The sequence below is a fragment of the Pseudomonas sp. B2021 genome, from assembly GCF_018135665.1.
Classification (GTDB): Bacteria; Pseudomonadota; Gammaproteobacteria; order Pseudomonadales; family Pseudomonadaceae; genus Aquipseudomonas; species Aquipseudomonas lactis.
Genome location: NZ_SMOF01000001.1, coordinates 3,997,714 through 4,019,449 on the forward strand (window position 1 = coordinate 3,997,714; position 21,736 = coordinate 4,019,449).

Here is a 21,736-nt window from a genome sequence, read left to right on the forward strand (position 1 = left end):
GTGCCCATGTGGGAGCGGGCTTGCCCGCGATAGCCGTGGTTCAGGCACCCATGCCGTGACCGCACCACCGCTATCGCAGGCAAGCCAGCTCCCACAATAAATACGTGCGCTCCTTCGAGATTTCCCCATGAACGACCTCCTCAACCTGCAAGGCTACGGCCCGATGCTGGCCCAGGGTGCCTGGATGACGCTCAAGCTGGCGTTCCTCGCCCTGGCTCTGAGCCTTACCCTGGGCCTGGTCGCCGCTGGCGCCAAACTCTCCAGCGCCAAATGGCTGCGTGTGCCGGCCACGCTCTACACCACGTTGATCCGCAGCGTGCCGGACCTGGTGCTGATCCTGCTGATCTTTTACAGCCTGCAACTGTGGCTCAACGACCTGACCGAAGCGTTCGGCTGGAACTACGTTGAAATCGACCCGTTTACCGCCGGGGTGGTCACCCTGGGGTTTATCTACGGGGCGTATTTCACCGAGAACTTCCGGGGCGCGATCCTCAGTGTGCCGGCCGGCCAACTGGAAGCCGCCACCGCCTACGGCCTGAGCCGCTGGCAGCGCTTTCACCTGGTGCTGTTCCCGCAACTGATGCGCTTTGCCCTGCCGGGCCTGGGCAATAACTGGCTGGTGCTGCTCAAGTCCACGGCGCTGGTGTCGATCATCGGCCTGTCAGACCTGGTCAAGGCCGCGCAGAACGCTGGCAAGTCCACGAGTGAGCCGCTGTACTTCCTGATCCTCGCGGGCCTGGTGTACCTGGTGATTACCACTCTCTCCAACCGCATCTTCAAGCGCCTGGAACGGCGCTATAACCTGGGCATCAAGGGGATGGCGCGATGATCGAACTGTTCCAGCAATACGGCCTGGCCTACCTGTTCAGCGATGGCAGCGGTGTGTCCGGTGTTGCCATGACCTTGTGGCTGTTCATTATCTCGGTGGTGCTCGGCTTCGGCCTGTCGATCCCCCTGGCGCTGGCACGCGTGTCAGAGCATTTCTGGCTGCGCTGGCCGGTGGAGGTCTACACCTACCTGTTCCGCGGCACGCCGCTGTATATCCAACTGCTGATTTGCTACACCGGGCTGTACAGCCTGGAGGTGGTGCAGGACAACGCCTTGCTCAACCAGTTTTTCCGCAATGCGCTGAACTGCACGCTGTTGGCGTTTGTGCTCAACACCTGCGCCTACACCGTGGAAATTTTCGCCGGGGCGATCCGCAACATTCCCCATGGCGAGATCGAAGCGGCACGCGCCTATGGCCTGCACGGCTGGCGGCTGAACCTGTTTGTGATCGTGCCCGCCGCCTTGCGTCGTGCCCTGCCGGCCTACAGCAATGAAATGATCCTGATGCTGCACGCCACGTCGCTGGCGTTCACCGCCACCGTCGCCGACATCCTCAAGGTCGCCCGCGATGCGAATGCCGAGACGTTCCTGACCTTCCAGGCTTTCGGCATCGCCGCCCTGCTCTACATGCTGCTGTCCTTTGCACTGGTGGGCCTGTTCAGGCTGGCCGAACGTCGCTGGATGCGCTTTCTTGTTCCTACCCGAGGCTAACCCATGAACCAGTCCGCGCAGGCCCTGGCCGCTTATCCAATGGATGTACCCGTCGGCAACACCGCCACGGCGGCCATCAAGCTGCAAGTCGAAGGTATCCATAAACGCTACGGCGAACACGAAGTGCTCAAGGGCGTGTCCCTCAACGCACGCCAGGGCGATGTGATCAGCTTGATCGGCGCCAGCGGTTCGGGCAAAAGCACGATGCTGCGGTGCATCAACTTTCTGGAACAGCCTGACGCCGGGGTGATCACCCTGGACGGTATCAGCATCGAAATGCAACCAGGCCGCGCCGGCACCCGTGCGCCGCACCAGGCGCAACTGCAAAACCTGCGTACGCGCCTGGCCATGGTGTTCCAGCACTTCAACCTGTGGAGCCACATGACCGTGCTGGAAAACATCACCATGGCCCCGCGCCGGGTGCTGAACGTGAGCGCCGCCGAAGCCGAGAAGCGTGCGCGGCTGTACCTGGACAAGGTCGGCCTGCCGAGCCGCGTGGCGGACCAATATCCGGCGTTCCTGTCCGGTGGCCAGCAGCAGCGCGTGGCCATTGCGCGCGCGCTGGCAATGGAACCGGAGATTATCCTGTTCGATGAACCCACCTCGGCCCTGGACCCGGAACTTGTAGGAGAAGTGCTCAAAGTCATACAGACGTTGGCCGAGGAAGGTCGTACCATGCTGATGGTCACCCACGAAATGGGCTTTGCCCGCCAGGTGTCCAGCCAAGTGCTGTTCCTGCACCAGGGCCGAGTCGAGGAACACGGCGGCGCCGAGATCCTCGACCATCCCACCAGCGAACGCTTGCAGCAATTTCTTTCCAACCGTTTGAAGTGAACTCATGGATACCAAGGCCAACGGACCCCATTCTTCCCCTACGCTGGATCGCATCGACGAAGCGATCATCGACGTACTCAGGCATCAGGGGCGTATCACCTACGAAAAGCTCTCGTCGCTGGTGCACCTCACCCCCAGGCCCTGCCTGGAACGGGTGCGCAAACTGGAGCGACGCGGGGTGATCCGTGGGTATGGGGCGATCATCGATGTGCAGATGGTCTCACCGGGGCTGTCGCTGCTGGTGCTGGTGGCCTTGTCCAACCAAAGCGGGCGCTCGGCGCAAAAGGCCTTCGAAGCCTGCGTCAAAGCCTGCCCGCAGGTGTTCGAATGCCAGTTGATCAGCGGGCCGTTCGACTACAGCCTGCGCATGCGCTGCCGCGACATGGAGCATTACCGGGTGCTGACCGAGACCTGGTTGAACAATGATGAGTTGCACATTGATAAGTTGGTGGCGCATCCGGAGTTGGCGGTGGTCAAGAACACCGCGACCGAACTGGCCTGAACGAGCTAGCTCGTTCCCACGCTCTGCGTGGGAATGCATCCAATGACGCTCCGCGTCACAACTTCAAGAGCAGACGCGGAGCGTCCAGGGTGGCATTCCCACGCAGAGCGTGGGAACGATCAACCGAACTGGCCTGATCCAGCTAGCTCGTTCCCACGCTCTGCGTGGGAATGCATCCAATGACGCTCCGCGTCACAAAACTTCAAGAGCAGACGCGGAGCGTCCAGGGTGGCATTCCCACGCAGAGCGTGGGAACGATCAACCGAACTGGCCTGATCCAGCTAGCTCGTTCCCACGCTCTGAGTGGGAATGCATCCAATGACGCTCCGCGTCACAAAACTTCAAGAGCAGACGCGGAGCGTCCAGGGTGGCATTCCCACGCAGAGCGTGGGAACGATCATTCACCCCTGCCCACTTAATATTCTTTTGCCTGGCTTGGCACCCACCAGCTTCGCCTGCCCATCTTTCTGCTTGCCCGTGCGGGCTTCACTGATCAGCCCCGGAATCAACTTGCCCTCCGGCAAATTCTTCCAGAAGCGGCTGGGCAAATGCCCTTCCATCACTTTGGGATTGAGCCGCGCCGGGTTGAAGATGTGGCTGTAGTAGGTCAGCCACATGGCGCTGTGGGGATCTTCAACATTCTGTGCCAGTTGCTGCCAGGCCTCGGGGCACTGGCGCTGATGAATCAGTTGTTCGCCGTCGTAGTACACCCCGTCCAGGGGCGTGGCGATCATCCAGCGGTGGCGGCCCATGCGCCCGACAAAGTGCTCGCTGGCGCTCTTGAGAATGTCATGGGCCGGCTCATGCCAGGCCACGTACTCCGGCAGTTCCGACCCGGCCCCGGCCGGCAGCGCGATGAAGCGCACAAACGCGTGCAAGTGGTGGGCCTCCCGGCTGACTTGCTTGATGCGCCGTTGCAACTCGCTGCCAAGCTTGTCCCCTGCCAGCATGGCCGTGCGATCACCATGGCTGACCCGCCACAGCACTTCATACAGCAGGCTCCAGCGCTGATCACCGTGATAACAGGCAGCGGACTCCAGTAATTGCAACAACGCCTTGGGTATGCGCGCCTGAAACGGCCCCATCCCTGGTGGGATCGGTTGATCGGTAGCAAACAGGTCTGCCGCCTGCATCTGGCCCCAGCTCACCTGGCTAGGGTCGACCTGATGGCTGAGCAACCAGCGTGCCTGTTCGCGCCAAGTGCTGAACAGGTTGTCGCATTCCAGGCTGATCATCCCCACAGCCCCATCTGTTGCGGCTGCGGGCGATCACGCAGTTGTTCACGCAGCAACACACTGGTGCTGTCGGCCTGTTGCGGGTGGTAGTCGCTGGTGATGAAAAACGGCTTGGCCTTGGCCAACACGCAGCGCATGCGCGCCAGGTCTTCGAAGCGGATCTTGCGTTCACGGCGCAGGTCGACCAGGCGCTGGGTGGTGCGCAGGCCGATGCCGGGGATACGTGCGATCAGGGTGGGCTCGGCGCGGTTCAGGTCCAGGGGGAACACCTCGCGGTGCTCCAGGGCCCAGGCCAGCTTGGGGTCGATATCCAGTGCCAGGTCACCGGGGCCGGCGAACAGCTCATTGGCGCGGAAACCGTAACTGCGCAACAGGAAATCAGCCTGGTACAAGCGGTGCTCGCGCATCAGCGGCGGCGCGGCTAAAGGCACGCTTTTCGGGCTGTTGGGAATGGGGCTGAATGCCGAGTAATACACACGGCGCAGCTTGAAATTGCCGTACAACGCCTCGGCACCGTGCAGGATGGTGCTGTCGTCGGTGTCATCGGCGCCGACGATCATCTGCGTGCTCTGCCCGGCCGGGGCGAAACGAGGCGCGCGGGGTTCATTGAGCACCGTCTGCTCGCCGGTGTAGATGGTCTGCATGGCCTGCTTGATCGAGCCGATCTGCTTCTCGGGCGCCAGGGTTTGCAGGCTGGCGTCGGTGGGCAGTTCGATGTTCACGCTGAGGCGATCGGCATAACGGCCGGCCTCGGCGATCAGGGCCGGGTCGGCATCGGGGATGGTCTTGAGGTGGATATAACCGCGAAAGTCATGCTCTTCGCGCAGCAGCTTGGCGACCCGCACCAGTTGCTCCATGGTGTAGTCCGACGAACGGATGATGCCGGAACTGAGGAACAGCCCGCTGACGCAATTGCGCTTGTAGAAATCCAGGGTCAGGGTGACCACCTCCTCGGGGCTGAAGCGCGCACGGGGCACGTCGCTGGAGCGGCGGTTGACGCAGTATTGGCAGTCGTAGAGGCAGAAGTTGGTGAGCAACACCTTGAGCAACGACACGCAACGGCCATCGGGCGTGTAGCTGTGGCAGATGCCCATGCCATTGGTGGAACCCAGCCCCGCCTTGCCCTCGGAACTGCGCTTGGGCGCGCCACTGCTGGCGCAGGACGCGTCGTACTTGGCGGCGTCGGCGAGGATGCTGAGTTTTTCGATCAACTGCATGGAGGGCTACCGATACTGGTTTTTTGTACAGTACCAATAGCCACACCTTGTCACAAGTGCCGTCTGTAGGAGCGAGCTTGCTCGCGAAGAAGGCAAGAGCGCCGCGTTCATTCAGATGAGGCGCGTTATCGTTGACGTTCTTCGCGAGCAAGCTCGCTCCTACAGGGGATCGGTCAGCTGGCAGTAGCCAGGAGCAAGTCCTGCACCGAACGTCCTTTGTCGCGGTTTCGATCGTGCTCATACAACGATGCCGCAATCTCATCCGCCCGAATCGGCAGCACCGACAGCAAGGTATCGCTCAAGCCATGGCTGGCCTGGCTGAAGCCCTGGATGTAGATGCCGGCCTTGCAGCGTTCGTCGGTGACGATGCGGTAGTCGCGGGCCACTTCGAAGTCGCCCATGTAGGCCTCCAGCGGCGCCAGCAGTTCACGGTGCATCTGGCGCTCGTAGCCGGTGGCCAGGATTACCGCGTCGTAATGGTTGAGGCTGGTTTCGCCGGTGGCGCTATTGCGCAGGGCCAGTTCGATACCCAGCGGGCCTGGGGTGGCTTTCTCCACTACGGTCAGGGTGCGGAACGCCTGGCGGGCGATGCCGGAGACTTTCTGGCGGTAGAAAATCCCGTAGATGCGCTCGATCAGGTCCAGGTCCACCACCGAGTAGTTGGTGTTCTGGTACTCGGCGACCAAACGCTCACGCTCGGCACCGACTTGCTGGAACACCAGGTCAGTGAAAGCTGGTGAGAACACTTCGTTGACGAACGGGCTGTCGTCGGCTGGCTTGAGCGCCGAGCCGCGCAGGATCATGTCGACCTGCACCGACGGGAAGCTGTCATTGAGGTCGATAAAGGCTTCGGCCGCGCTCTGGCCACCGCCGATCACGGCGATGCGCATCGGCTTGCCGTCTACGCACGGCTGGTTGGCCATGCGCTCCAGGTACTGGGAATGGTGGAACACCCGGCTGTCGCCGTTGAGCGCCTTGAAGGCGTCGGGGACGCGCGGCGTGCCACCGGCGCTGACCACCACCGAACGGGTGGTGCGCACATGCTGCTCGCCCTGGGCATCGCGGGAGATCACGCGCAACGCCTCGACCTGCTGCTGATGCAGGATCGGCTCAATGGCCAGCACTTCTTCACCGTAGTTGGCCTGGGCCTGGAACTGCCCCGCCACCCAGCGCAGGTAGTCGTTGTACTCCATGCGGCAGGGGTAGAAGGTGCCCAGGTTGATGAAGTCCACCAGGCGGTCGTGGGCCTTGAGGTAGTTGACGAAGGAGTACGGGCTGGTGGGGTTGCGCAGGGTCACCAAGTCCTTGAGGAAGGAAATCTGCAGTTCGCTCTGGGTGACCAGGGTATTGCCGTGCCAGCGGTAGTCGGCTTGTTTGTCGAGAAACAGCACGTCCAGCTTGCCCTGGGCCTTTTCACGCTCCTGCAGGGCGATGGCCAGCGCCAGGTTCGAAGGGCCGAAACCGATCCCGATCAGGTCATGAACCGCGGGCGAAGCAATTGCCTGTGTCATTCCAGTGTCCTCTGGATAAGCCCCTTGGCGATGGGGCGGGAATACCTTCATGGCCTGAACAACAGGCCGTGTGTTGATAGGAAACGAGGACAGTGAAATAAAATTTAACTAACAGCCGATCAGTGCGCTTCCCACTCGCGCATGCGCACCCGGCAGTGCTTCATCGCATTGACGATGTGTTTTTCCACCAGGCTGCGGGAAATGCCCAGGCGGTCGGCGATTTGCAGGTGGGACAGGCCTTCGAGTTTGCGCAACAGGAAACTGTCGCGACAGGCCGCCGGCAGCTCGGCCAAGGCGCGCTCGAGCATCTCCAGGCGCTGGCCCTGATCGTGGCTGGCGTGGGGGGAACAGGCGGCGAAGCGCTCTTCGCTGTCCAGCACCTCCAGGGGCTCGGCCTGGCGCACGGCATTGCGCCGATGGCCGTCGATCACCAAGTTCAAGGCGGTGCGGTACAGGAAGGCGCGCGGTTGTTCGATCGGGGTGTCGCTGGAGCGTTCGAGCACCCGCACATAAGCGTCATGCACCACATCTTCGGCCACCTGACGGTTGCCCAGCTTGGCGTTGAGGAAACACACCAGCTCGCGATAGTAGTTTTCCACCATGACTCCTGACCCCACGGCCTTAATACCAACGACGCCCCCCCCCTGTAGGAGCGAGCTTGCTCGCGAAAAACCCAAGAGCACATCCGCTTACCTGAATGCACCCGCAACCAATGGCGGTTTTGCCATCACCGATGATGGCAGTTTGAGCGTGTGCAATTTATAGTAATTCTCATCTACTTTTAAAGAACTCTCTCGTCAGCGGTCGAATTTTTTCTCCAACCGAGCTGTAACTACTTATGTAACAGCCTAAATTCCGGGGCATTTTCCTCGTTTACCTGTCAGCTCTGCGCGACTGCGCCCCGAACTTTCCTGGCTGGAAGCTACCGATGAAACGCCCTCGACCTGCCCGACGCGCCCTGCTTGTGGTGGCGTGCCTGATTCCCATCGTTGCGTTTGCCACCTGGCAGGGCCTGACGCCGGGCCGCGACGCCCTGGCCACCGTCACCGTGACCCGCGCCGACATCGAAAACAGCGTCACCGCCCTGGGCACCCTGCAACCGCGACGTTACGTAGACGTCGGCGCCCAGGCCTCCGGGCAGATCCGCAAGATCCACGTCGAGGCCGGCGACCAGGTCCAAGAGGGCCAGTTGCTGGTGGAGATCGACCCCGCCACGCAAAAAGCCAAGCTCGACGCCAGCCGCTATGCCATCGAAAACCTGCAGGCCCAGTTGCAGGAGCAGAAAGCCCAGCATCAACTGGCCCGTCAGAAGTACCAGCGCCAGCAGCGCCTGAGTGCCGGCAACGCTACCCGCGAAGAAGACGTGCAGACCGCCAAGGCTGAACTCAACGCGACCCAGGCACGGGTCGAGATGTTCCAGGCACAGATCCGCCAGGCCCAGGCCAGCCTGCGCAGCGACGAAGCCGAGTTGGGCTACACGCGCATCTACGCGCCGATGACCGGCACCGTGGTGGCCGTGGACGCGCGCGTCGGCCAGACCCTCAACGCGCAACAGCAAACCCCGCTGATCCTGCGCATCGCCAAGCTGTCGCCCATGACCGTGTGGGCGGAAGTTTCCGAAGCCGACATCGGCCATGTCAAACCCGGCATGAGCGCGTATTTCACCACCCTGAGCGGTGGCAGCCGGCGCTGGACCAGCACCGTGCGCCAGATCCTGCCGATCCCGCCCAAGCCCTTGAACGAAACCCAGAGCAACGGCAGCCCGAGCAGTACCAGCAAGAGCGGCACTGGCCGAGTGGTGCTGTACACGGTGCTGCTCGACGTAGACAACGCCGACAACGCGCTGATGGCCGAGATGACCACCCAGGTCTTTTTCGTCGCAAGCCAGGTTAAAGATGCCCTCACCGTACCGGTCGCAGCCTTGCAAGGCGTGCCTGGCTCCGCAGCGCAAATCGCCCGGGTGGTGGCCAAAAACGGTGCCATCGAAGACCGCGAAGTGCGCCTGGGCATCAGCGACCGCCTGCGCGTCGAAGTACTCGGCGGGCTGAACGAGGGCGACCACCTGTTGATCGGCCCGGCTGACAGCCATGGGGGCTGAATTGACCACGCCGCTGATTGAACTCAAAGGCATTCGCAAATCCTACGGCGGCGGCGACAGCCCGCAGGTCGATGTGTTGCGTGGCATTGACCTGTCGATCCATGCCGGCGAGTTCGTCGCCATTGTCGGCGCGTCGGGCTCGGGTAAATCGACGCTGATGAACATCCTCGGCTGCCTCGACCGCCCCACCGAGGGCGACTACCTGTTCGCCGGGGAAAACGTCGCCCACCTGGGCAGCGACGAACTGGCCTGGCTGCGCCGCGAAGCCTTCGGTTTTGTGTTCCAGGGCTACCATTTGATTCCCTCAGGCTCTGCCCAGGAAAACGTCGAGATGCCGGCGATCTATGCCGGTATCAGCGCCACCGAGCGTCATGCCCGCGCACGCGCCCTGCTCACCCGCCTGGGCCTGGCCGAACGCACCGGCAATCGGCCGCACCAGTTGTCCGGTGGGCAACAGCAACGGGTGTCCATCGCCCGCGCCCTGATGAACGGCGGCCATATCATCCTCGCCGATGAACCCACCGGCGCCCTCGACAGCCACAGCGGCGCGGAGGTCATGGCCTTGCTCGACGAACTGGCGAGCCAGGGCCATGTGGTCATCCTGATTACCCACGACCGTGAAGTGGCGGCGCGGGCCAACCGCATCATCGAGATTCGCGACGGCCAGATCATCAGCGATACGGCTGACACCCGCGCAGACACACCCAGCGTGGCGGCCGGCGCCTTGCACGCCGTGGACCTGCGCCATCGCCTGGCCGACGGCGCCGAGCACAATGGTGCCTGGAAAGCTGAATTACTGGATGCGGTGCAAGCCGCCTGGCGGGTGATGTGGATCAACCGTTTTCGCACGGCGCTGACGCTGCTGGGCATTATCATCGGCGTCGCGTCGGTGGTGGTGATGCTGGCGGTGGGCGAAGGCAGCAAGCGCCAGGTCATGGCGCAAATGGGCGCGTTCGGCTCCAATATCATCTACCTCAGCGGTTCTTCACCCAACCCGCGTACGCCGCTGGGTATTGTGTCCCTCAACGACGTCGCCGCCCTGGCGACGCTGCCGCAGGTCAAGCGCATCATGCCGGTCAACGGCACCGACGCGGGCGTGCGCTTCGGCAATGTCGACTACATGGCCTATGTGGGGGGCAACGACACCAACTTCCCGGAGATTTTCAACTGGCCGGTGGTCGAGGGTAGCTATTTCACCGAGGCCGACGAACGCGCCGCCGCCACGGTCGCCGTGATCGGCGCGCGCATCCGCCAAAAGTTGTTCAAGGACGTGGCCAACCCCATCGGCCAGTACATCCTGATCGAGAACGTGCCCTTCCAGGTGGTCGGCGTGCTCGCGGAAAAAGGCTCCAGCTCCGGCAACAAGGACAGTGACGACCGTGTCGCCATTCCTTACAGCGCCGCCAGTGTCCGCCTGTTCGGCAGCTACAACCCCGAATACGTGGCGATTGCCACCACCGATGCGCGCAAGGTGCATGAAGCCGAACGCGCCATCGACCAACTGATGCTGAAGTTGCACAACGGCAAGCGCGACTACGAGTTGACCAACAATGCCGCGATGATCCAGGCCGAAGCGCGTACCCAGAACACCCTGTCGCTGATGCTCGGCTCGATTGCGGCGATTTCGCTGTTGGTGGGCGGCATCGGCGTGATGAATATCATGTTGATGACCGTGCGCGAACGCACCCGTGAAATCGGCATCCGCATGGCCACCGGGGCACGCCAGCGCGACATCCTGCGCCAGTTCCTCACCGAAGCGGTGATGCTCTCGGTGGTCGGTGGCCTGTTCGGTATTGCCCTGGCCTTGCTGGTGGGCGGCGTGCTGGTACTGGCTGAAGTGGCGGTGCAGTTTTCCCTGGTGGCGGTGCTCGGTGCGTTCGGCTGTGCACTGGTTACCGGTGTCGTATTCGGCTTTATGCCGGCCCGTAAAGCTGCCCGGCTCGATCCGGTTAAGGCGTTGACCAGTGAATAAACGATCTCTCACTCCACAACTGTCAGCGCTCAGTGTGTGCCTGTTGCTCACGGCCTGTGGCGCTAACCCGCCCGCCATCGACAGCGGCATCGCTGCGCCCGCCGCTTGGCACTATGCCGAGCACGAGGTAAACCAAGCCACCAACCAACACTGGTGGACGCAGTTTGGCAGCCCGGCGTTGAACCGCCTGATCGACCAGGCCCGCCGTGACAGCTTCGACGTAGCGGCGGCCATGGCGCGTGTCCGCCAGGCCCAGGCCACGGCGGTGATCGCCGGTGCACCGTTGTTGCCGGAGCTGAAGTTCAACCTCGGCGCCAGCCGTCAACGGCTGTTGCGCGGCAGCGGCAACTCGGAGCTGGACGCCACCGAGAGCAACAGGACCGTCACCAACTATGACGCCAACCTCACGGCCAGCTACGAAATCGACTTCTGGGGTGGCCGCGCCGCTGCGCGCGACAGCGCCGTGCACAGCCTGCAGGCCAGTGAGTTCGATCAGGCCAACGTGGAGCTGACCCTGCTCAGCAACGTCGCCGACCGCTACGCGCAAACCCTGGCCGCACGCCAGCGTTTGCAGATTGCCGAGCTCAACCTGGCGAATGCGCGCAATGTGCTGAACCTGGTGCAGACCCGCTTTGATGCCGGTTCCGCCACGGCCCTGGAACTGGCACAACAGAAAAGCCTGGTGGCCGGTCAGCAACGGCAACTGCCGCTGATCGAGCAATCGGCCGAAGAATCGCAGATCACCCTCGCCGCCTTGCTCGGCCAGCCCGTGCAGGCCCTGGACCTGGGCACAGAACCCTTCCATGCACTGAGCTGGCCGAGTATCGGGCCCGGCGTGCCCAGCCAGTTATTGAGCCGGCGCCCCGATCTCGCCCAGGCCGAGGCCCAATTGGCGGCGGCCAGTGCCGACGTCACGGTGGCCCGTGCGGCCATGCTGCCGACGGTGACGTTGGGCGCAACGCTCGGCTCGGGCGCGTCCAAGGCCGAAGAGATCCTGCGCAGCCCTTTCTACACACTGACCTCGGGCCTGATGGCGCCGATCTTCAACAATGGCCGGCTGAGCGCCGAGCGCGACAAGGCTCGGGCACGCCAGGATGAACTGCTGCAAACCTACCGCGGGGCGATCATCAACGGCTTTGCCGATGTGGAAAAAGCCCTCAGCAGCATCACCCGCCTGGACCAGCAACGCCAGTGGCAAACCGAGGAACTGCACCAGGCGCAGACCGCCTTCCAGATTGCCCAAAGCCGCTATGAGGCCGGCGCCGAAGACCTGCTCACGGTACTGGAAACCCAGCGCACCCTGTACGACGCCCAGGACCAGAACGTACTGCTGCGTTTGTCGCGCCTGCAGGCCAGCATCGCCCTGTACAAAGCGCTAGGCGGTGGCTGGAACACCGATATCTGATAAACGAAACTCATATTTCATACACCAGCTGTTTCTTCACCTTACATTTTCCACCCCAAGGTCCTTGGTAAAAAAGCCGTTATCACACGGATGCCCGGGACCTCATGATGAAACCCAGCGCTTTTGTAAACGGCCTGGCCTGCATCGGCTTCTGGCTGATACCAAACCTGGCGTTGGCCGAGCCCTTGATCGCCCCCACCGCGATCGACTGGTTGCTGGACTGCCCACTCACTGCAACAGCGCGCCTGGACCCCGAAGTGGTTGGCCGCACCCAATGCGGCCTGGTCAGCGTGCCCCGCGACCATGCCGCCCCCCAGCGCGGCCGCATACGCCTGAGCGTGACACGGGTAGGCGCACGGCAGCCGCTCAACCGTGAGGGTGTGGTGTTCATCCAGGCAGGCGACCCCCAACAGGCCAAAGGCGCACCTTTCGTCCTTCACCTGGCCAGTCGCTGGGAGTCGCTTGCCACCCAGGCCTATCGCACCCTGGTCGACCGTTATGACGTGATCGAGCTGAGCACCCGCGACCTGCGCCAAGGCAATGGCGTGGAACAGGCCGCGCAGGATATGGAGTTCGTGCGCGGGCAACTGGGCGAGGCACGTCTCAACTACCTGGGCAATGCCGCGGCCACTCGCCTGGGCAGCCGCTATGGCACGCTGTTTCCCGAGCGCGTCGGGCGCATGGTGCTGATCAATACCGAACCTGGCGAACCACTCGCCACCGGTGTCGAGCAACTCTTGCTCAAGGAGTCGGCACACGCAGGCGCCGACGGCTGCGTGAGCCGTTGGCTGGGGGATTTCCTCGCTTACGGTAAACAGCCGCCGGCGTCCGCACGCTGCCTGGATTTGGGCGCCTGGGAATAACCTGCGCATTTACGACCCCTATTCACCGAAAACGACCCCTTGCGTTGACGCCCCTGCCCAATCGTTATTAAGTACTATTTATCCGCATTAATACGATAAATCACCGCCATGCTGAGTCGACCGCTACGCCGCAAACGCCAGAAGCTGTCCGATGTGATTGTCGAGTCGGTCAAGCGCTCGATCGTCACCGACGCCTTGAAGCCCGGCGACCGCCTGCCCACCGAACGCGAGCTGATGGAAAGTTTCCAGTGTTCCAAGGGCTCGGCGCGCGAAGCGCTCAAGGCGCTGGAGGTCGAAGGCCTGGTGAGCACACGCACCGGCCCCAGCGGCGGGGCCTACTTGAATCAGGCCGGCACTGAACCGGCCAGCCGCGCCTTGCGCAATTACCTGCACTTCCAGCACCTGGACGGCGAGCAGGTCTACCAACTGCGCAAGGTCATCGAAGTGGAACTGGCAGTGTCGGTGCTGGGGCGTTTGAGCGAAGACGATTACATCGCCCTGCAAGCCAACGTGGAGTTTTGCAGCGCCCCCGAAGACAGCGAAGCCGGCCAGCGCGAACAGCGCCTGGCGGAACTGGAGTTCCACAACCTGCTGGCCCGGGCGTGCCCCAACCCGCTGCTGAGTTTCATGGCGCAGTTTCTCAATGACTTGCTGCGCGATCTGGTGGTGCTGAAAAAGGCCTACAAGCCCAAGCGCAAGCAGTTCGACGCGGCCAACCTCGACTATCACAAGCAACTGCTGATCGCCTTTCGCGCTGGGGATGAAAGCGCGGTACGCAGCTTGATGCATGAACACATGTGCGATGCCGAACACCATATGACCGCGCTGGAAGGCCAGGTAAGCCCGCACTTCCTACTGGAGTTCGACCACTCTTAAACACACCGAACATCCAATGTGGGAACCCGATCAATGTGGGAGCTGGCTTGCCTGCGATGGCATCGACTCGGCCTTCCCTGTAATACCGAGGCGCCTGCATCGCAGGCAAGCCAGCTCCCACATCTAATAACAAGCCTGCCCACAGGCCCTTGCTCCACCGTATCGCCCTTGCCGCTCCTGCCAATAACTAAACCAGGGAGTCACCCCATGCAGCGTCGTACGTTATTGAAAGCCAGCCTCACCGCCGCCGCCGCCCTCAGCCTTCCGCTGAGCGTGCGTTCGGCATTCGCCGCCGAGCCTTTTACCTTTTACGGCCTCAAGTCCATGTCTGGCGCCTTTGCCAGCTATGGCAAATTTGCCGACATGGGTTCGCGCCTGGCGGTGCAACAACACCCCCAATTGCTCGGCCGCCCGCTGAACTACAAGGTCATCGACACCGAAGGCAACGCCGGCAAGGCGGTGCGCAAGGTGCAGGAGGCCATACAGCAGGACGGCGCGCGGTTCTTCCAGGGCTGCACGCTATCGTCTTCCGCCCTGGCAGTGGCCAAGGAAGTGGACAAGGTCGGCGGCGTGTTCATGACCCCGGTGGGCGCCGATGAAGTTACAGGCAAGGACTGCAACAAGGCGACCTTCCGCTGGTCGGTCCCCACCTACGGCGCGATCCGCGAAACCATGGTACCGCTGATCAAGCTGCTGCCGGACGCCAAGCGCTGGTACACCATCACCCCGCAATACGTGTTCGGCGAAGCCTTGCTCGAAGGCGCCAAGAACGTGCTCAAGGAACATGGCCTGGAACACGTGGGCAACAGCTATCACTCGCTGCAAGAACAGGAATTCTCCGGCTATCTGACCAACGCCATTTCCACCAAGCCCGATGTGCTGGTGCTGCTCAACTTCGGCAGCCAATCGTCCAACACCCTGCGCCAGGCGGTGAACTTCGGCATCAAGGAACGCATGAAGGTCTTGCTGGTGTGGTCTGCCGGCCTGGATCAATTCCAGGAACTGGGCAGCGATGTGCTCGAAGGCGTGTACCTGGGCGCGCAGTACTGGCATCAGGTCGACACCCCGCTCAACCGTGAACTGGTCAAGCTCACCCAGGCCACCTACGGCATCAACCCTACCTACCCGCTGGCCGCCGACTACATCAGCACCAAAGTCATGCTCGACACCATCATTGCCACCGGCAGCTTCGACGGCCCGACCGTGGCCAAGGCCATGCAGGGCTTGAGCTACGAAGGCCCGACCGGCAAGGAGTCGATCCGCGCCGGCGACCACCAGGTGATCAAGGATTATTACCTGTTGATCGGCAAGGCCAGCGGCGACATGGCCGACAAGGACGACCTGGCCAAAGTGCTCAGCGCTGGCCAGTCGTTCCCCGCAGTCGAGGCGACGGGCTGCACACTCGGCTGACCGCTTAACTTTTGTCGCGCAGGGCCGTGCAAGCGGCCGTCTGCGGAGGGTGCCTGCATGCTTAATCTGTACCTGTTCCAGATTCTCAACGGCCTCGGGTTGGGGATGATCTACTTCCTGATCGCGGTGGGGCTGACGATCATTTTCGGCTTGCTCAACTTCGTCAACTTCGCCCACGGCGCGTTCTTCCTGCTCGGCGCCTACATCTGCTACACCGCCGTGAGCCTTACCGGCAACTTCTGGCTGGCGCTGCTGATCGCGCCGCTGGTGGTGGCCGCGCTGGCCTGGGTGATCGAGCGCTTGCTGATCCAGCGCATCTACCACTTGCCGCACATGTTCCAGATTCTGGTGACCTTAGGGATCGCCCTGATCATCCAGGAAGCCAGTGTGATGATCTGGGGGCCGGTGGGCAAAAGCGTCGCCGTACCGGAACTACTGCGTGGCGTGCTGGTGGTAGGAGATTTTGTCTACCCCTACTACCGCCTGTTCCTCATCGTGTTTTCCGCGCTGGTGGGCCTGGGCCTGTGGCTGCTGCTGGAACGCACGCGCTTCGGTGCCCTGGTGCGCGCCGGCAGTGAAAGCACTGAAACCGTGTCGCTGCTGGGCACCAATATTTTCCGCCTGTTCTCCATGACCTTCGCCCTCGGCGTCGCCCTGGCCGGTGTCGCCGGGGTTTTGTTCGCACCCTTGCGCGGCGCCCAGCCCTTCGTCGGCCCGGAGATTTTGGGCATCGCCTTCGTGGTGGTGGTGATCGGCGGCATGGGCTCGTTCAGCGGTGCGCTGGTCGGCGGTTTGCTGGTGGGCGTGGTGCAAAGCCTGATGACCACACTCTGGCCCCAGGGTGCGAGCCTGATGATCTACGGCGCCATGGCCGTGGTGATTCTGGTGCGCCCTTACGGCCTGTTCGGGAGAGCCTGACATGAGCGAGAAAAACCCCCTGCCGTTCGCCAAGACCCAATCCAGAGCCATGTTGCTGTGGGTGCTGGCCGTGCTGATCGGCCTGCCGTTGGTATTGCCCTCGGCGACCCTGGCCACCGAGATCCTGATCTTTGCCATGGCCGCCCTGGCCTGCAACCTGCTGCTGGGCTACACCGGGCTGCTGTCCTTCGGCCAAGGCATCTTCTTTGGCGCCGGCGCTTATTGCGCGGCGCTGTTGATGATCCACCTGCAACTGGGCCTATTCACCGCGTTGCTGGGCGCGGCGCTGGCCGGCGGCGTGCTGGCTTTGCTGGTGGGTGCCCTGGCGATTCGACGCACCGGCATTTATTTCGTGATGCTCACGTTGGCGTTCAGCCAGATGGCTTACTTTGTTGCCTACACCCTGAGCGACTGGACCGGTGGCGACAACGGCCTCCTCAGCGTGCCGCGCCCGGAAATCCGGGTGGGTGACACCGTGCTGCTGTCCCTGGCCGATGCCCGCGCGTTCTACGGTTTTGTCGCGGTGCTGTTCTTGCTGATCTTCGTCGGCGCACGTCGGGTGATCGCCTCACCGTTTGGCAGCACGCTGATGGCGATTCGCGAAAATGAAACCCGCGCCTCGGCCATCGGCTACGACACGCGCCACTTCAAGATCCTGGTGTTCGTGCTGTCCGGCGCGGTCACCGGGATTGCCGGGGCGCTGTACGCCATGCTGCTGCACTTTGTGCCGCTGTCGAATATCGACCTGGCGATGTCCGAGAACATCCTGATCATGACCATCGTCGGCGGCACCGGCTCGCTGTTCGGCTCACTGCTGGGCGCCGGCTCCATCGTGCTGCTGGGGGATTTCCTCTCCGACCTGTGGCCGCGCTGGCTGATGCTGCTGGGGGTGATCCTGATCCTGGTGGTGATCTTCATGCGCGGCGGGTTGTGGGGCGGCCTCGCGTCGCTGTTCGAGAAGGTGCGCGGCACGCGCAAACCCGTGGTCGTCGCCAAGGAGGACGGGCTATGAGTATCTTGCTGGAAACCCAAAACCTGGAGCTGGCCTACGGCGCGTTCCATGCGGTCAATGGCGTCAACCTCAAGGTTGAAGCCGGCACCATCCACACCATCATAGGCCCCAACGGCGCCGGCAAGACCAGCCTGTTCCATTGCCTCACGGGTGAGCGCCAGGCCACCGCCGGGGCGATCCATTTCGACGGCAAGAACCTGATGCGCAAGCCCGCCCACGGCCGCGTCGGCCTGGGCATGGCGCGCTCGTTCCAACTCACCAGCCTGTTCCAGAACCTCAGCGTGCGCGAGAACCTGCGACTGGCCGCCCAAGGCCGCGACGGCGTGCGAGCCTTGAATTTCTGGCGTCGGGTCGACAGCCAGCGCGAACACCTGGAGATGGCCGACCAGGTGCTGGAACGCCTGCAACTCACGGCACGCGCCGACACCCTGGCCGGTGAGTTGTCCCACGGCCAACAACGGGTGCTGGAGGTGGGCATGTCGATCTGCTCCAAACCCAAACTGTTGATGCTCGACGAGCCCACCTCGGGCATGGGCATCGACGATATCCCGATCATGACCCAACTGATCAGCGACCTTGGCCGCGACCATACGGTGCTGCTGATCGAACACAACATGAGCATCGTCATGTCCATCAGCCAGCGCATCACGGTGATGAGCCATGGGCAGATTCTGGTGGAAGGCACGCCGGAATTCGTGCGCGCCGATGAACGTGTGCGCACTGCCTATCTTGGGGAGGCTGCCTGATGCTGATCGTCGAGAATATCCATTCCTACTACGACAAAAGCCATGTGCTGGAGGGTGTGTCGCTGAGCGTCAACCCCGGCGAACTGGTGACCCTGCTCGGCCGTAACGGTGCCGGCAAGACCACCACCCTGCGCAGCATCCTCGGCATCATCTGCCCGCGCCAGGGCCAGATCCACTTCAACGGCCAGGCGCTGGTCGGGCAAAAGATCTTTGAAATTGCGCGCCAAGGCCTGGCGCTGGTACCGGAAAACCGCGGAATTTTCCGCCTGCTGACGGTGGAAGAAAACCTGCGCATCGCCGCCCGCAAGCACAGCCGCTGGCAACTGGAAGACGTATACGCCATGTTCCCGCGCCTCAAGGAGCGGCGCAAAAACGCCGGCCACGCGTTGTCCGGCGGCGAACAGCAGATGCTCGCCATCGCCCGCGCCCTGCTGAACGATCCCAAGCTGCTGATCCTCGACGAACCCACTGAAGGCCTGGCCCCTGTGATCGTTGACGAGCTGGTGAAGATCCTGCGCAAGGTCAAGGACGAGGGCCTGCCGGTGTTGCTGGTGGAACAGAACCTGATGGTCTGCGACAAGCTCGCCGACCGCCATTACGTGCTCGAACAGGGCCGCGTGGTGTACGAAGGCAGCGCCGCTGACTTCCGCGCCGACCCGACGATCAAAAACCGATACCTGGCCTTGAGTGCCTGAGTGGAGATTCCTGATGAACAGTCTTGCGCAACCGCTCCAGAGCAATGCCCCGCTGATCAACCGCGACCGCTTGTGGCAGTCGCTGATGGACCTGGCCCGGCTCGGCGCCACGGCCAAGGGCGGCGTGTGTCGCCTAGCCCTCACCGACCTGGACCGCCAGGCCCGCGACCTGTTTGTGCAGTGGTGCGAAGCCGCCGGGTGCAGCGTCAGTGTGGATGCCATCGGCAATATTTTCGCCCGGCGCCCTGGCCGCAACCCCGCCCTGCCCCCGGTGATGACCGGCAGCCATATCGACACCCAGCCCACCGGCGGCAAGTTCGACGGTTGCTACGGGGTAATGGCCGGGCTGGAAGTGATCCGCACGCTCAATGACTTGCAGATCGAAACCCAGGCGCCCCTCGAAGTGGTGGTATGGACCAACGAAGAAGGCTCACGCTTCCCGCCGTGCATGATGGGCTCCGGGGTATTTGCCGGGAAGTTCGACTTGCAGGAGACCCTCGACAAGCGCGACGACCAGGGCCTGTCGGTGGGCGCCGAATTGCAGCGCATCGGCTATGCAGGTTCGCGTGCGGCGCTGGGCCACCCGGTGGGGGCGTATTTCGAAGCGCATATCGAGCAAGGCCCGGTGCTGGAGGACCAGGCCATTACCCTGGGCGTGGTGATGGGCTGCCTGGGCCAGAAATGGTTCGACCTGACCCTCACTGGCGTGGAGGCGCATGCGGGCCCTACGCCCATGCACCTGCGCAAGGATGCCCTGGTGGGCGCTGCCGAGGTGGTCAGCGCGGTCAACCGTATCGCCCATCAGCATCAGCCTCACGCCTGCGGTACCGTCGGCTGCCTGAACCTGCACCCTGGCTCACGCAACGTGATCCCCGGCCAAGTAAACATGACCATCGACCTGCGTCACCTGCACGCCGACAAGCTGCAAGCCATGGTCGACGAAGTGCGTAGCGTGATCGAGGACTCCACTGCCCGCCACGGCTTGACGTTTGAACTGACGCCCACCGCCGACTTCCCGCCGCTGGACTTCCACCCGGCCTGCGTCAATGCCGTGCGTGAAGGTGCCAAGGCATTGGGCTTGAGCCATATGGACATCGTCAGCGGCGCCGGGCATGACGCGATCTTCGTCGCCGAACTGGGCCCGGCTGGGATGATCTTTGTGCCGTGCGAAGGCGGCATCAGCCATAACGAAATCGAAAACGCCGCGCCGGATGACCTGGCGGCGGGTTGCGCGGTGTTGCTGCGCGCCATGGTGAACGCGGCCCAGGGGGATCTGGCATGAGTGAGATTGGCCAACTGACAGCGGTGCAACTGTTGCAGCATTTTCGCGACAAAAGCTTATCCCCCGTGGAGGTTACTGAAGATGCGCTGCTGCGCATCGAGCGCTACAACCCGGTGGTGAATGCCTACTGCCATGTCGACCCGCAAGGCGCACTGGACGCGGCGCAAGCGTCGGAACAGCGCTGGCTCAAAGGCGAACCTTGCGGCGCACTGGATGGCGTGCCGGCGTCGATCAAAGACCTCACCTTGACGGTCGGCATGCCCACGCGCAAAGGCTCGCGCACCTCCAGTGCCGAGGGCCCATGGGACGTCGACGCGCCCTTCTCGGCCTTCATGCGCAAGGCCGGCGCTGTGCTGCTGGGCAAGACCACTACGCCGGAATTCGGCTGGAAAGGCGTGACCGACAACCCGTTGTACGGCATCACCCGCAACCCGTGGGACACGCGCACTACCGCCGGTGGTTCCTCCGGAGGCGCCGGTGCGGCAGCGGCGTTGAACCTGGGCGTGCTGCACCAGGGCAGCGACGCCGGTGGCTCGATCCGCATTCCCTGTGCGTTTACCGGCACCTTCGGGATCAAGCCAACCTTCGGCTATGTGCCGCAATGGCCGGCCAGTTCCATGACAATCCTGTCGCACCTGGGGCCGATGACGCGCACCGTGGAAGACAGCGTGCTGATGCTGCAAGCCGTGGCGCAGCCGGATGCGCGAGATGGCTTGATCGGCGCGCCAAGGACCACGCCCTGGCTCGCTCCAGGAGCGGACTTGAAGGGGTTGCGTATCGCCTATAGCCCCACGTTCGGCTATGTGAAAGTCGACCGGCAGGTCGCCAGCGTAGTTGCCCAGGCTGTGGAGGGCCTAGTGCAACTGGGCGCCCATGTCGAGCAGATCGACCCCGGTTTCAGCGACCCGCTGGAGGTGTTCAGCACCCTATGGGCTGCCGGCGCAGCACGCCTGACCGGCACGATGAGCGAGGCGCAAAGGCAACTTCTGGACCCAGGGCTGCTACGCATTGCACAACGGGGCGAGCGCTTGAGCCTGGATGATTTCAACGCAGCCCTGGAAGCCCGGGCGGCGCTGGTCGCACAGATGGCGGCTTTCCATGAGCATTACGATGTGCTGGTGTCACCGATGATGCCGATCACCGCGTTCGAAGCCGGGCACAACGTACCGCCGGGTTCGGGAATGACTGAGTGGATGGAATGGACGCCGTTCACCTACCCGTTCAACCTCACCCAGCAACCGGCGGCGTCAGTGCCCTGCGGGTTGGCGGCAAATGGCTTGCCAGTGGGCTTGCATGTGGTGGGCGCGCGGTTTGCCGATGAACAGGTACTTAGGGTGTGTCACGCGTATGCACAGGCATTCCCCACAGCGCACTTGCACACACCGAAAATCCCGACCTGAAATACCTACAACTGTGGGAGCTGGCTTGCCTGCGATAGCGCTGGTTCAATCAGCACATTGACCTCTGACACACCGCCGTCGCAGCTTCTACACAATTTTGTAGGTTGTAGCAGCCAACGGTAACCACGATGCGAAGCGAGCCGCTCTTGATCTGCTTTTGATCTTGATCTCAGGCGCCCCGTTAAACCACGCTGGCCGGAATTCGACAGGGATTTGGGGGG

The 21,736-nt window shown here is 62.9% G+C and carries 20 protein-coding genes and 1 pseudogene; 16 read left to right on the top strand and 5 right to left on the bottom strand.

From position 1 onward, the window contains the following. The first annotated feature begins 127 nt into the window (after positions 1-127). Genes E1K68_RS17780 through E1K68_RS17795 form a run of 4 tightly spaced genes read left to right on the top strand, consistent with a single transcriptional unit; the run spans position 128 to position 2,875 of the window. Complete coding sequence (locus tag E1K68_RS17780; RefSeq protein WP_003192315.1) at positions 128-829, top strand: ABC transporter permease; 702 nt, start codon at positions 128-130, stop codon at positions 827-829. Beyond that, the gene (locus E1K68_RS17785) at positions 826-1,539 is read left to right on the top strand and encodes an ABC transporter permease (RefSeq protein ID WP_003192316.1); all 714 of its coding nucleotides are present in this window, start codon (positions 826-828) and stop codon (positions 1,537-1,539) included. The genes E1K68_RS17780 and E1K68_RS17785 overlap by 4 nt, the downstream gene beginning before the upstream one ends. Positions 1,540-1,542: 3 nt before the next feature. Then, positions 1,543-2,373: an ATP-binding cassette domain-containing protein gene (locus tag E1K68_RS17790; RefSeq protein ID WP_003192318.1), complete on the top strand. Its 831-nt coding sequence runs from the start codon at positions 1,543-1,545 to the stop codon at positions 2,371-2,373. A 4-nt stretch (positions 2,374-2,377) separates the two neighbouring features. Next, positions 2,378-2,875, top strand: a complete 498-nt coding sequence (locus E1K68_RS17795) for an Lrp/AsnC family transcriptional regulator (protein WP_003192319.1) — start codon at positions 2,378-2,380, stop codon at positions 2,873-2,875. A 401-nt stretch (positions 2,876-3,276) separates the two neighbouring features. Here E1K68_RS17795 and E1K68_RS17800 read toward each other — a convergent pair whose 3' ends face one another. The 5 genes and pseudogenes from E1K68_RS17800 to E1K68_RS17815 all read right to left on the bottom strand — a co-directional run bounded on the left by E1K68_RS17800 (position 3,277) and on the right by E1K68_RS17815 (position 7,440). Next, complete coding sequence (locus E1K68_RS17800; RefSeq protein ID WP_137204342.1) at positions 3,277-4,110, bottom strand: TIGR03915 family putative DNA repair protein; 834 nt, start codon at positions 4,108-4,110, stop codon at positions 3,277-3,279. Continuing rightward, a complete protein-coding gene (locus tag E1K68_RS17805; RefSeq protein ID WP_003192321.1) occupies positions 4,107-5,327 on the bottom strand; it encodes a putative DNA modification/repair radical SAM protein in 1,221 nt (406 codons plus the stop codon). The genes E1K68_RS17800 and E1K68_RS17805 overlap by 4 nt, the downstream gene beginning before the upstream one ends. A gap of 64 nt (positions 5,328-5,391) precedes the next feature. After that, positions 5,392-5,478, bottom strand: a pseudogene (locus E1K68_RS27890) (outer membrane lipoprotein carrier protein LolA); the annotation flags it as partial. 22 nt (positions 5,479-5,500) lie between these two features. Beyond that, positions 5,501-6,838, bottom strand: a complete 1,338-nt coding sequence (locus E1K68_RS17810; protein WP_120248866.1) for a SidA/IucD/PvdA family monooxygenase — start codon at positions 6,836-6,838, stop codon at positions 5,501-5,503. Between the two features lie 119 nt (positions 6,839-6,957). Further along, complete coding sequence (locus E1K68_RS17815) at positions 6,958-7,440, bottom strand: sigma-70 family RNA polymerase sigma factor (protein ID WP_034134279.1); 483 nt, start codon at positions 7,438-7,440, stop codon at positions 6,958-6,960. A 326-nt stretch (positions 7,441-7,766) separates the two neighbouring features. On the opposite strand from E1K68_RS17815, the gene E1K68_RS17820 reads away from it, so the two are divergent. The 12 genes from E1K68_RS17820 (at position 7,767) to E1K68_RS17875 (ending at position 21,515) form a co-directional block, all read left to right on the top strand. Then, positions 7,767-8,936, top strand: coding sequence for an efflux RND transporter periplasmic adaptor subunit (locus tag E1K68_RS17820; RefSeq protein WP_034134278.1), 1,170 nt, complete (start codon positions 7,767-7,769; stop codon positions 8,934-8,936). After that, on the top strand, positions 8,926-10,908 hold the full coding sequence (locus E1K68_RS17825) for a MacB family efflux pump subunit (RefSeq protein ID WP_212614489.1): 1,983 nt from the start codon (positions 8,926-8,928) through the stop codon (positions 10,906-10,908). Before E1K68_RS17820 ends, E1K68_RS17825 begins: the two co-directional genes overlap by 11 nt. Next, entirely contained in the window at positions 10,901-12,313 is a 1,413-nt protein-coding gene (locus E1K68_RS17830) for an efflux transporter outer membrane subunit (protein ID WP_003192331.1), read from the top strand. The genes E1K68_RS17825 and E1K68_RS17830 overlap by 8 nt, the downstream gene beginning before the upstream one ends. 107 nt (positions 12,314-12,420) lie before the next feature. Next, entirely contained in the window at positions 12,421-13,176 is a 756-nt protein-coding gene (locus E1K68_RS17835; protein ID WP_003192332.1) for a hypothetical protein, read from the top strand. A gap of 108 nt (positions 13,177-13,284) precedes the next feature. Further along, positions 13,285-14,052, top strand: coding sequence for an FCD domain-containing protein (locus tag E1K68_RS17840; protein WP_003192333.1), 768 nt, complete (start codon positions 13,285-13,287; stop codon positions 14,050-14,052). A gap of 207 nt (positions 14,053-14,259) precedes the next feature. Beyond that, complete coding sequence (locus tag E1K68_RS17845) at positions 14,260-15,462, top strand: ABC transporter substrate-binding protein (protein ID WP_003192336.1); 1,203 nt, start codon at positions 14,260-14,262, stop codon at positions 15,460-15,462. Between the two features lie 57 nt (positions 15,463-15,519). Next, positions 15,520-16,380: a branched-chain amino acid ABC transporter permease gene (locus tag E1K68_RS17850; protein ID WP_044274690.1), complete on the top strand. Its 861-nt coding sequence runs from the start codon at positions 15,520-15,522 to the stop codon at positions 16,378-16,380. A gap of 1 nt (position 16,381) precedes the next feature. Continuing rightward, positions 16,382-17,392, top strand: a complete 1,011-nt coding sequence (locus E1K68_RS17855) for a branched-chain amino acid ABC transporter permease (RefSeq protein ID WP_057711219.1) — start codon at positions 16,382-16,384, stop codon at positions 17,390-17,392. Further along, on the top strand, positions 17,389-18,138 hold the full coding sequence (locus E1K68_RS17860; RefSeq protein ID WP_003192341.1) for an ABC transporter ATP-binding protein: 750 nt from the start codon (positions 17,389-17,391) through the stop codon (positions 18,136-18,138). Before E1K68_RS17855 ends, E1K68_RS17860 begins: the two co-directional genes overlap by 4 nt. Continuing rightward, positions 18,138-18,833: an ABC transporter ATP-binding protein gene (locus E1K68_RS17865; RefSeq protein ID WP_003192343.1), complete on the top strand. Its 696-nt coding sequence runs from the start codon at positions 18,138-18,140 to the stop codon at positions 18,831-18,833. Before E1K68_RS17860 ends, E1K68_RS17865 begins: the two co-directional genes overlap by 1 nt. Positions 18,834-18,846: 13 nt before the next feature. Then, positions 18,847-20,115 (top strand): Zn-dependent hydrolase, encoded by a 1,269-nt coding sequence (locus E1K68_RS17870; RefSeq protein WP_034134274.1) that lies wholly within the window; start codon positions 18,847-18,849, stop codon positions 20,113-20,115. After that, positions 20,112-21,515, top strand: a complete 1,404-nt coding sequence (locus tag E1K68_RS17875; protein WP_212614490.1) for an amidase — start codon at positions 20,112-20,114, stop codon at positions 21,513-21,515. Before E1K68_RS17870 ends, E1K68_RS17875 begins: the two co-directional genes overlap by 4 nt. The last annotated feature ends 221 nt before the right edge of the window (positions 21,516-21,736 follow it).

Bases quoted from the DNA above. Each gene is read 5' to 3' on its own strand.
- E1K68_RS17780 (WP_003192315.1), top strand. From the start codon at position 128: ATGAACGACCTCCTCAACCTGCAAGGCTACGGCCCGATGCTGGCCCAG.
- E1K68_RS17785 (WP_003192316.1), top strand. From the start codon at position 826: ATGATCGAACTGTTCCAGCAATACGGCCTGGCCTACCTGTTCAGCGAT.
- E1K68_RS17790 (WP_003192318.1), top strand. From the start codon at position 1,543: ATGAACCAGTCCGCGCAGGCCCTGGCCGCTTATCCAATGGATGTACCC.
- E1K68_RS17795 (WP_003192319.1), top strand. From the start codon at position 2,378: ATGGATACCAAGGCCAACGGACCCCATTCTTCCCCTACGCTGGATCGC.
- E1K68_RS17800 (WP_137204342.1), bottom strand. From the start codon at position 4,110: ATGATCAGCCTGGAATGCGACAACCTGTTCAGCACTTGGCGCGAACAG.
- E1K68_RS17805 (WP_003192321.1), bottom strand. From the start codon at position 5,327: ATGCAGTTGATCGAAAAACTCAGCATCCTCGCCGACGCCGCCAAGTAC.
- E1K68_RS17810 (WP_120248866.1), bottom strand. From the start codon at position 6,838: ATGACACAGGCAATTGCTTCGCCCGCGGTTCATGACCTGATCGGGATC.
- E1K68_RS17815 (WP_034134279.1), bottom strand. From the start codon at position 7,440: ATGGTGGAAAACTACTATCGCGAGCTGGTGTGTTTCCTCAACGCCAAG.
- E1K68_RS17820 (WP_034134278.1), top strand. From the start codon at position 7,767: ATGAAACGCCCTCGACCTGCCCGACGCGCCCTGCTTGTGGTGGCGTGC.
- E1K68_RS17825 (WP_212614489.1), top strand. From the start codon at position 8,926: ATGGGGGCTGAATTGACCACGCCGCTGATTGAACTCAAAGGCATTCGC.
- E1K68_RS17835 (WP_003192332.1), top strand. From the start codon at position 12,421: ATGAAACCCAGCGCTTTTGTAAACGGCCTGGCCTGCATCGGCTTCTGG.
- E1K68_RS17840 (WP_003192333.1), top strand. From the start codon at position 13,285: ATGCTGAGTCGACCGCTACGCCGCAAACGCCAGAAGCTGTCCGATGTG.
- E1K68_RS17845 (WP_003192336.1), top strand. From the start codon at position 14,260: ATGCAGCGTCGTACGTTATTGAAAGCCAGCCTCACCGCCGCCGCCGCC.
- E1K68_RS17850 (WP_044274690.1), top strand. From the start codon at position 15,520: ATGCTTAATCTGTACCTGTTCCAGATTCTCAACGGCCTCGGGTTGGGG.
- E1K68_RS17855 (WP_057711219.1), top strand. From the start codon at position 16,382: ATGAGCGAGAAAAACCCCCTGCCGTTCGCCAAGACCCAATCCAGAGCC.
- E1K68_RS17860 (WP_003192341.1), top strand. From the start codon at position 17,389: ATGAGTATCTTGCTGGAAACCCAAAACCTGGAGCTGGCCTACGGCGCG.
- E1K68_RS17865 (WP_003192343.1), top strand. From the start codon at position 18,138: ATGCTGATCGTCGAGAATATCCATTCCTACTACGACAAAAGCCATGTG.
- E1K68_RS17870 (WP_034134274.1), top strand. From the start codon at position 18,847: ATGAACAGTCTTGCGCAACCGCTCCAGAGCAATGCCCCGCTGATCAAC.
- E1K68_RS17875 (WP_212614490.1), top strand. From the start codon at position 20,112: ATGAGTGAGATTGGCCAACTGACAGCGGTGCAACTGTTGCAGCATTTT.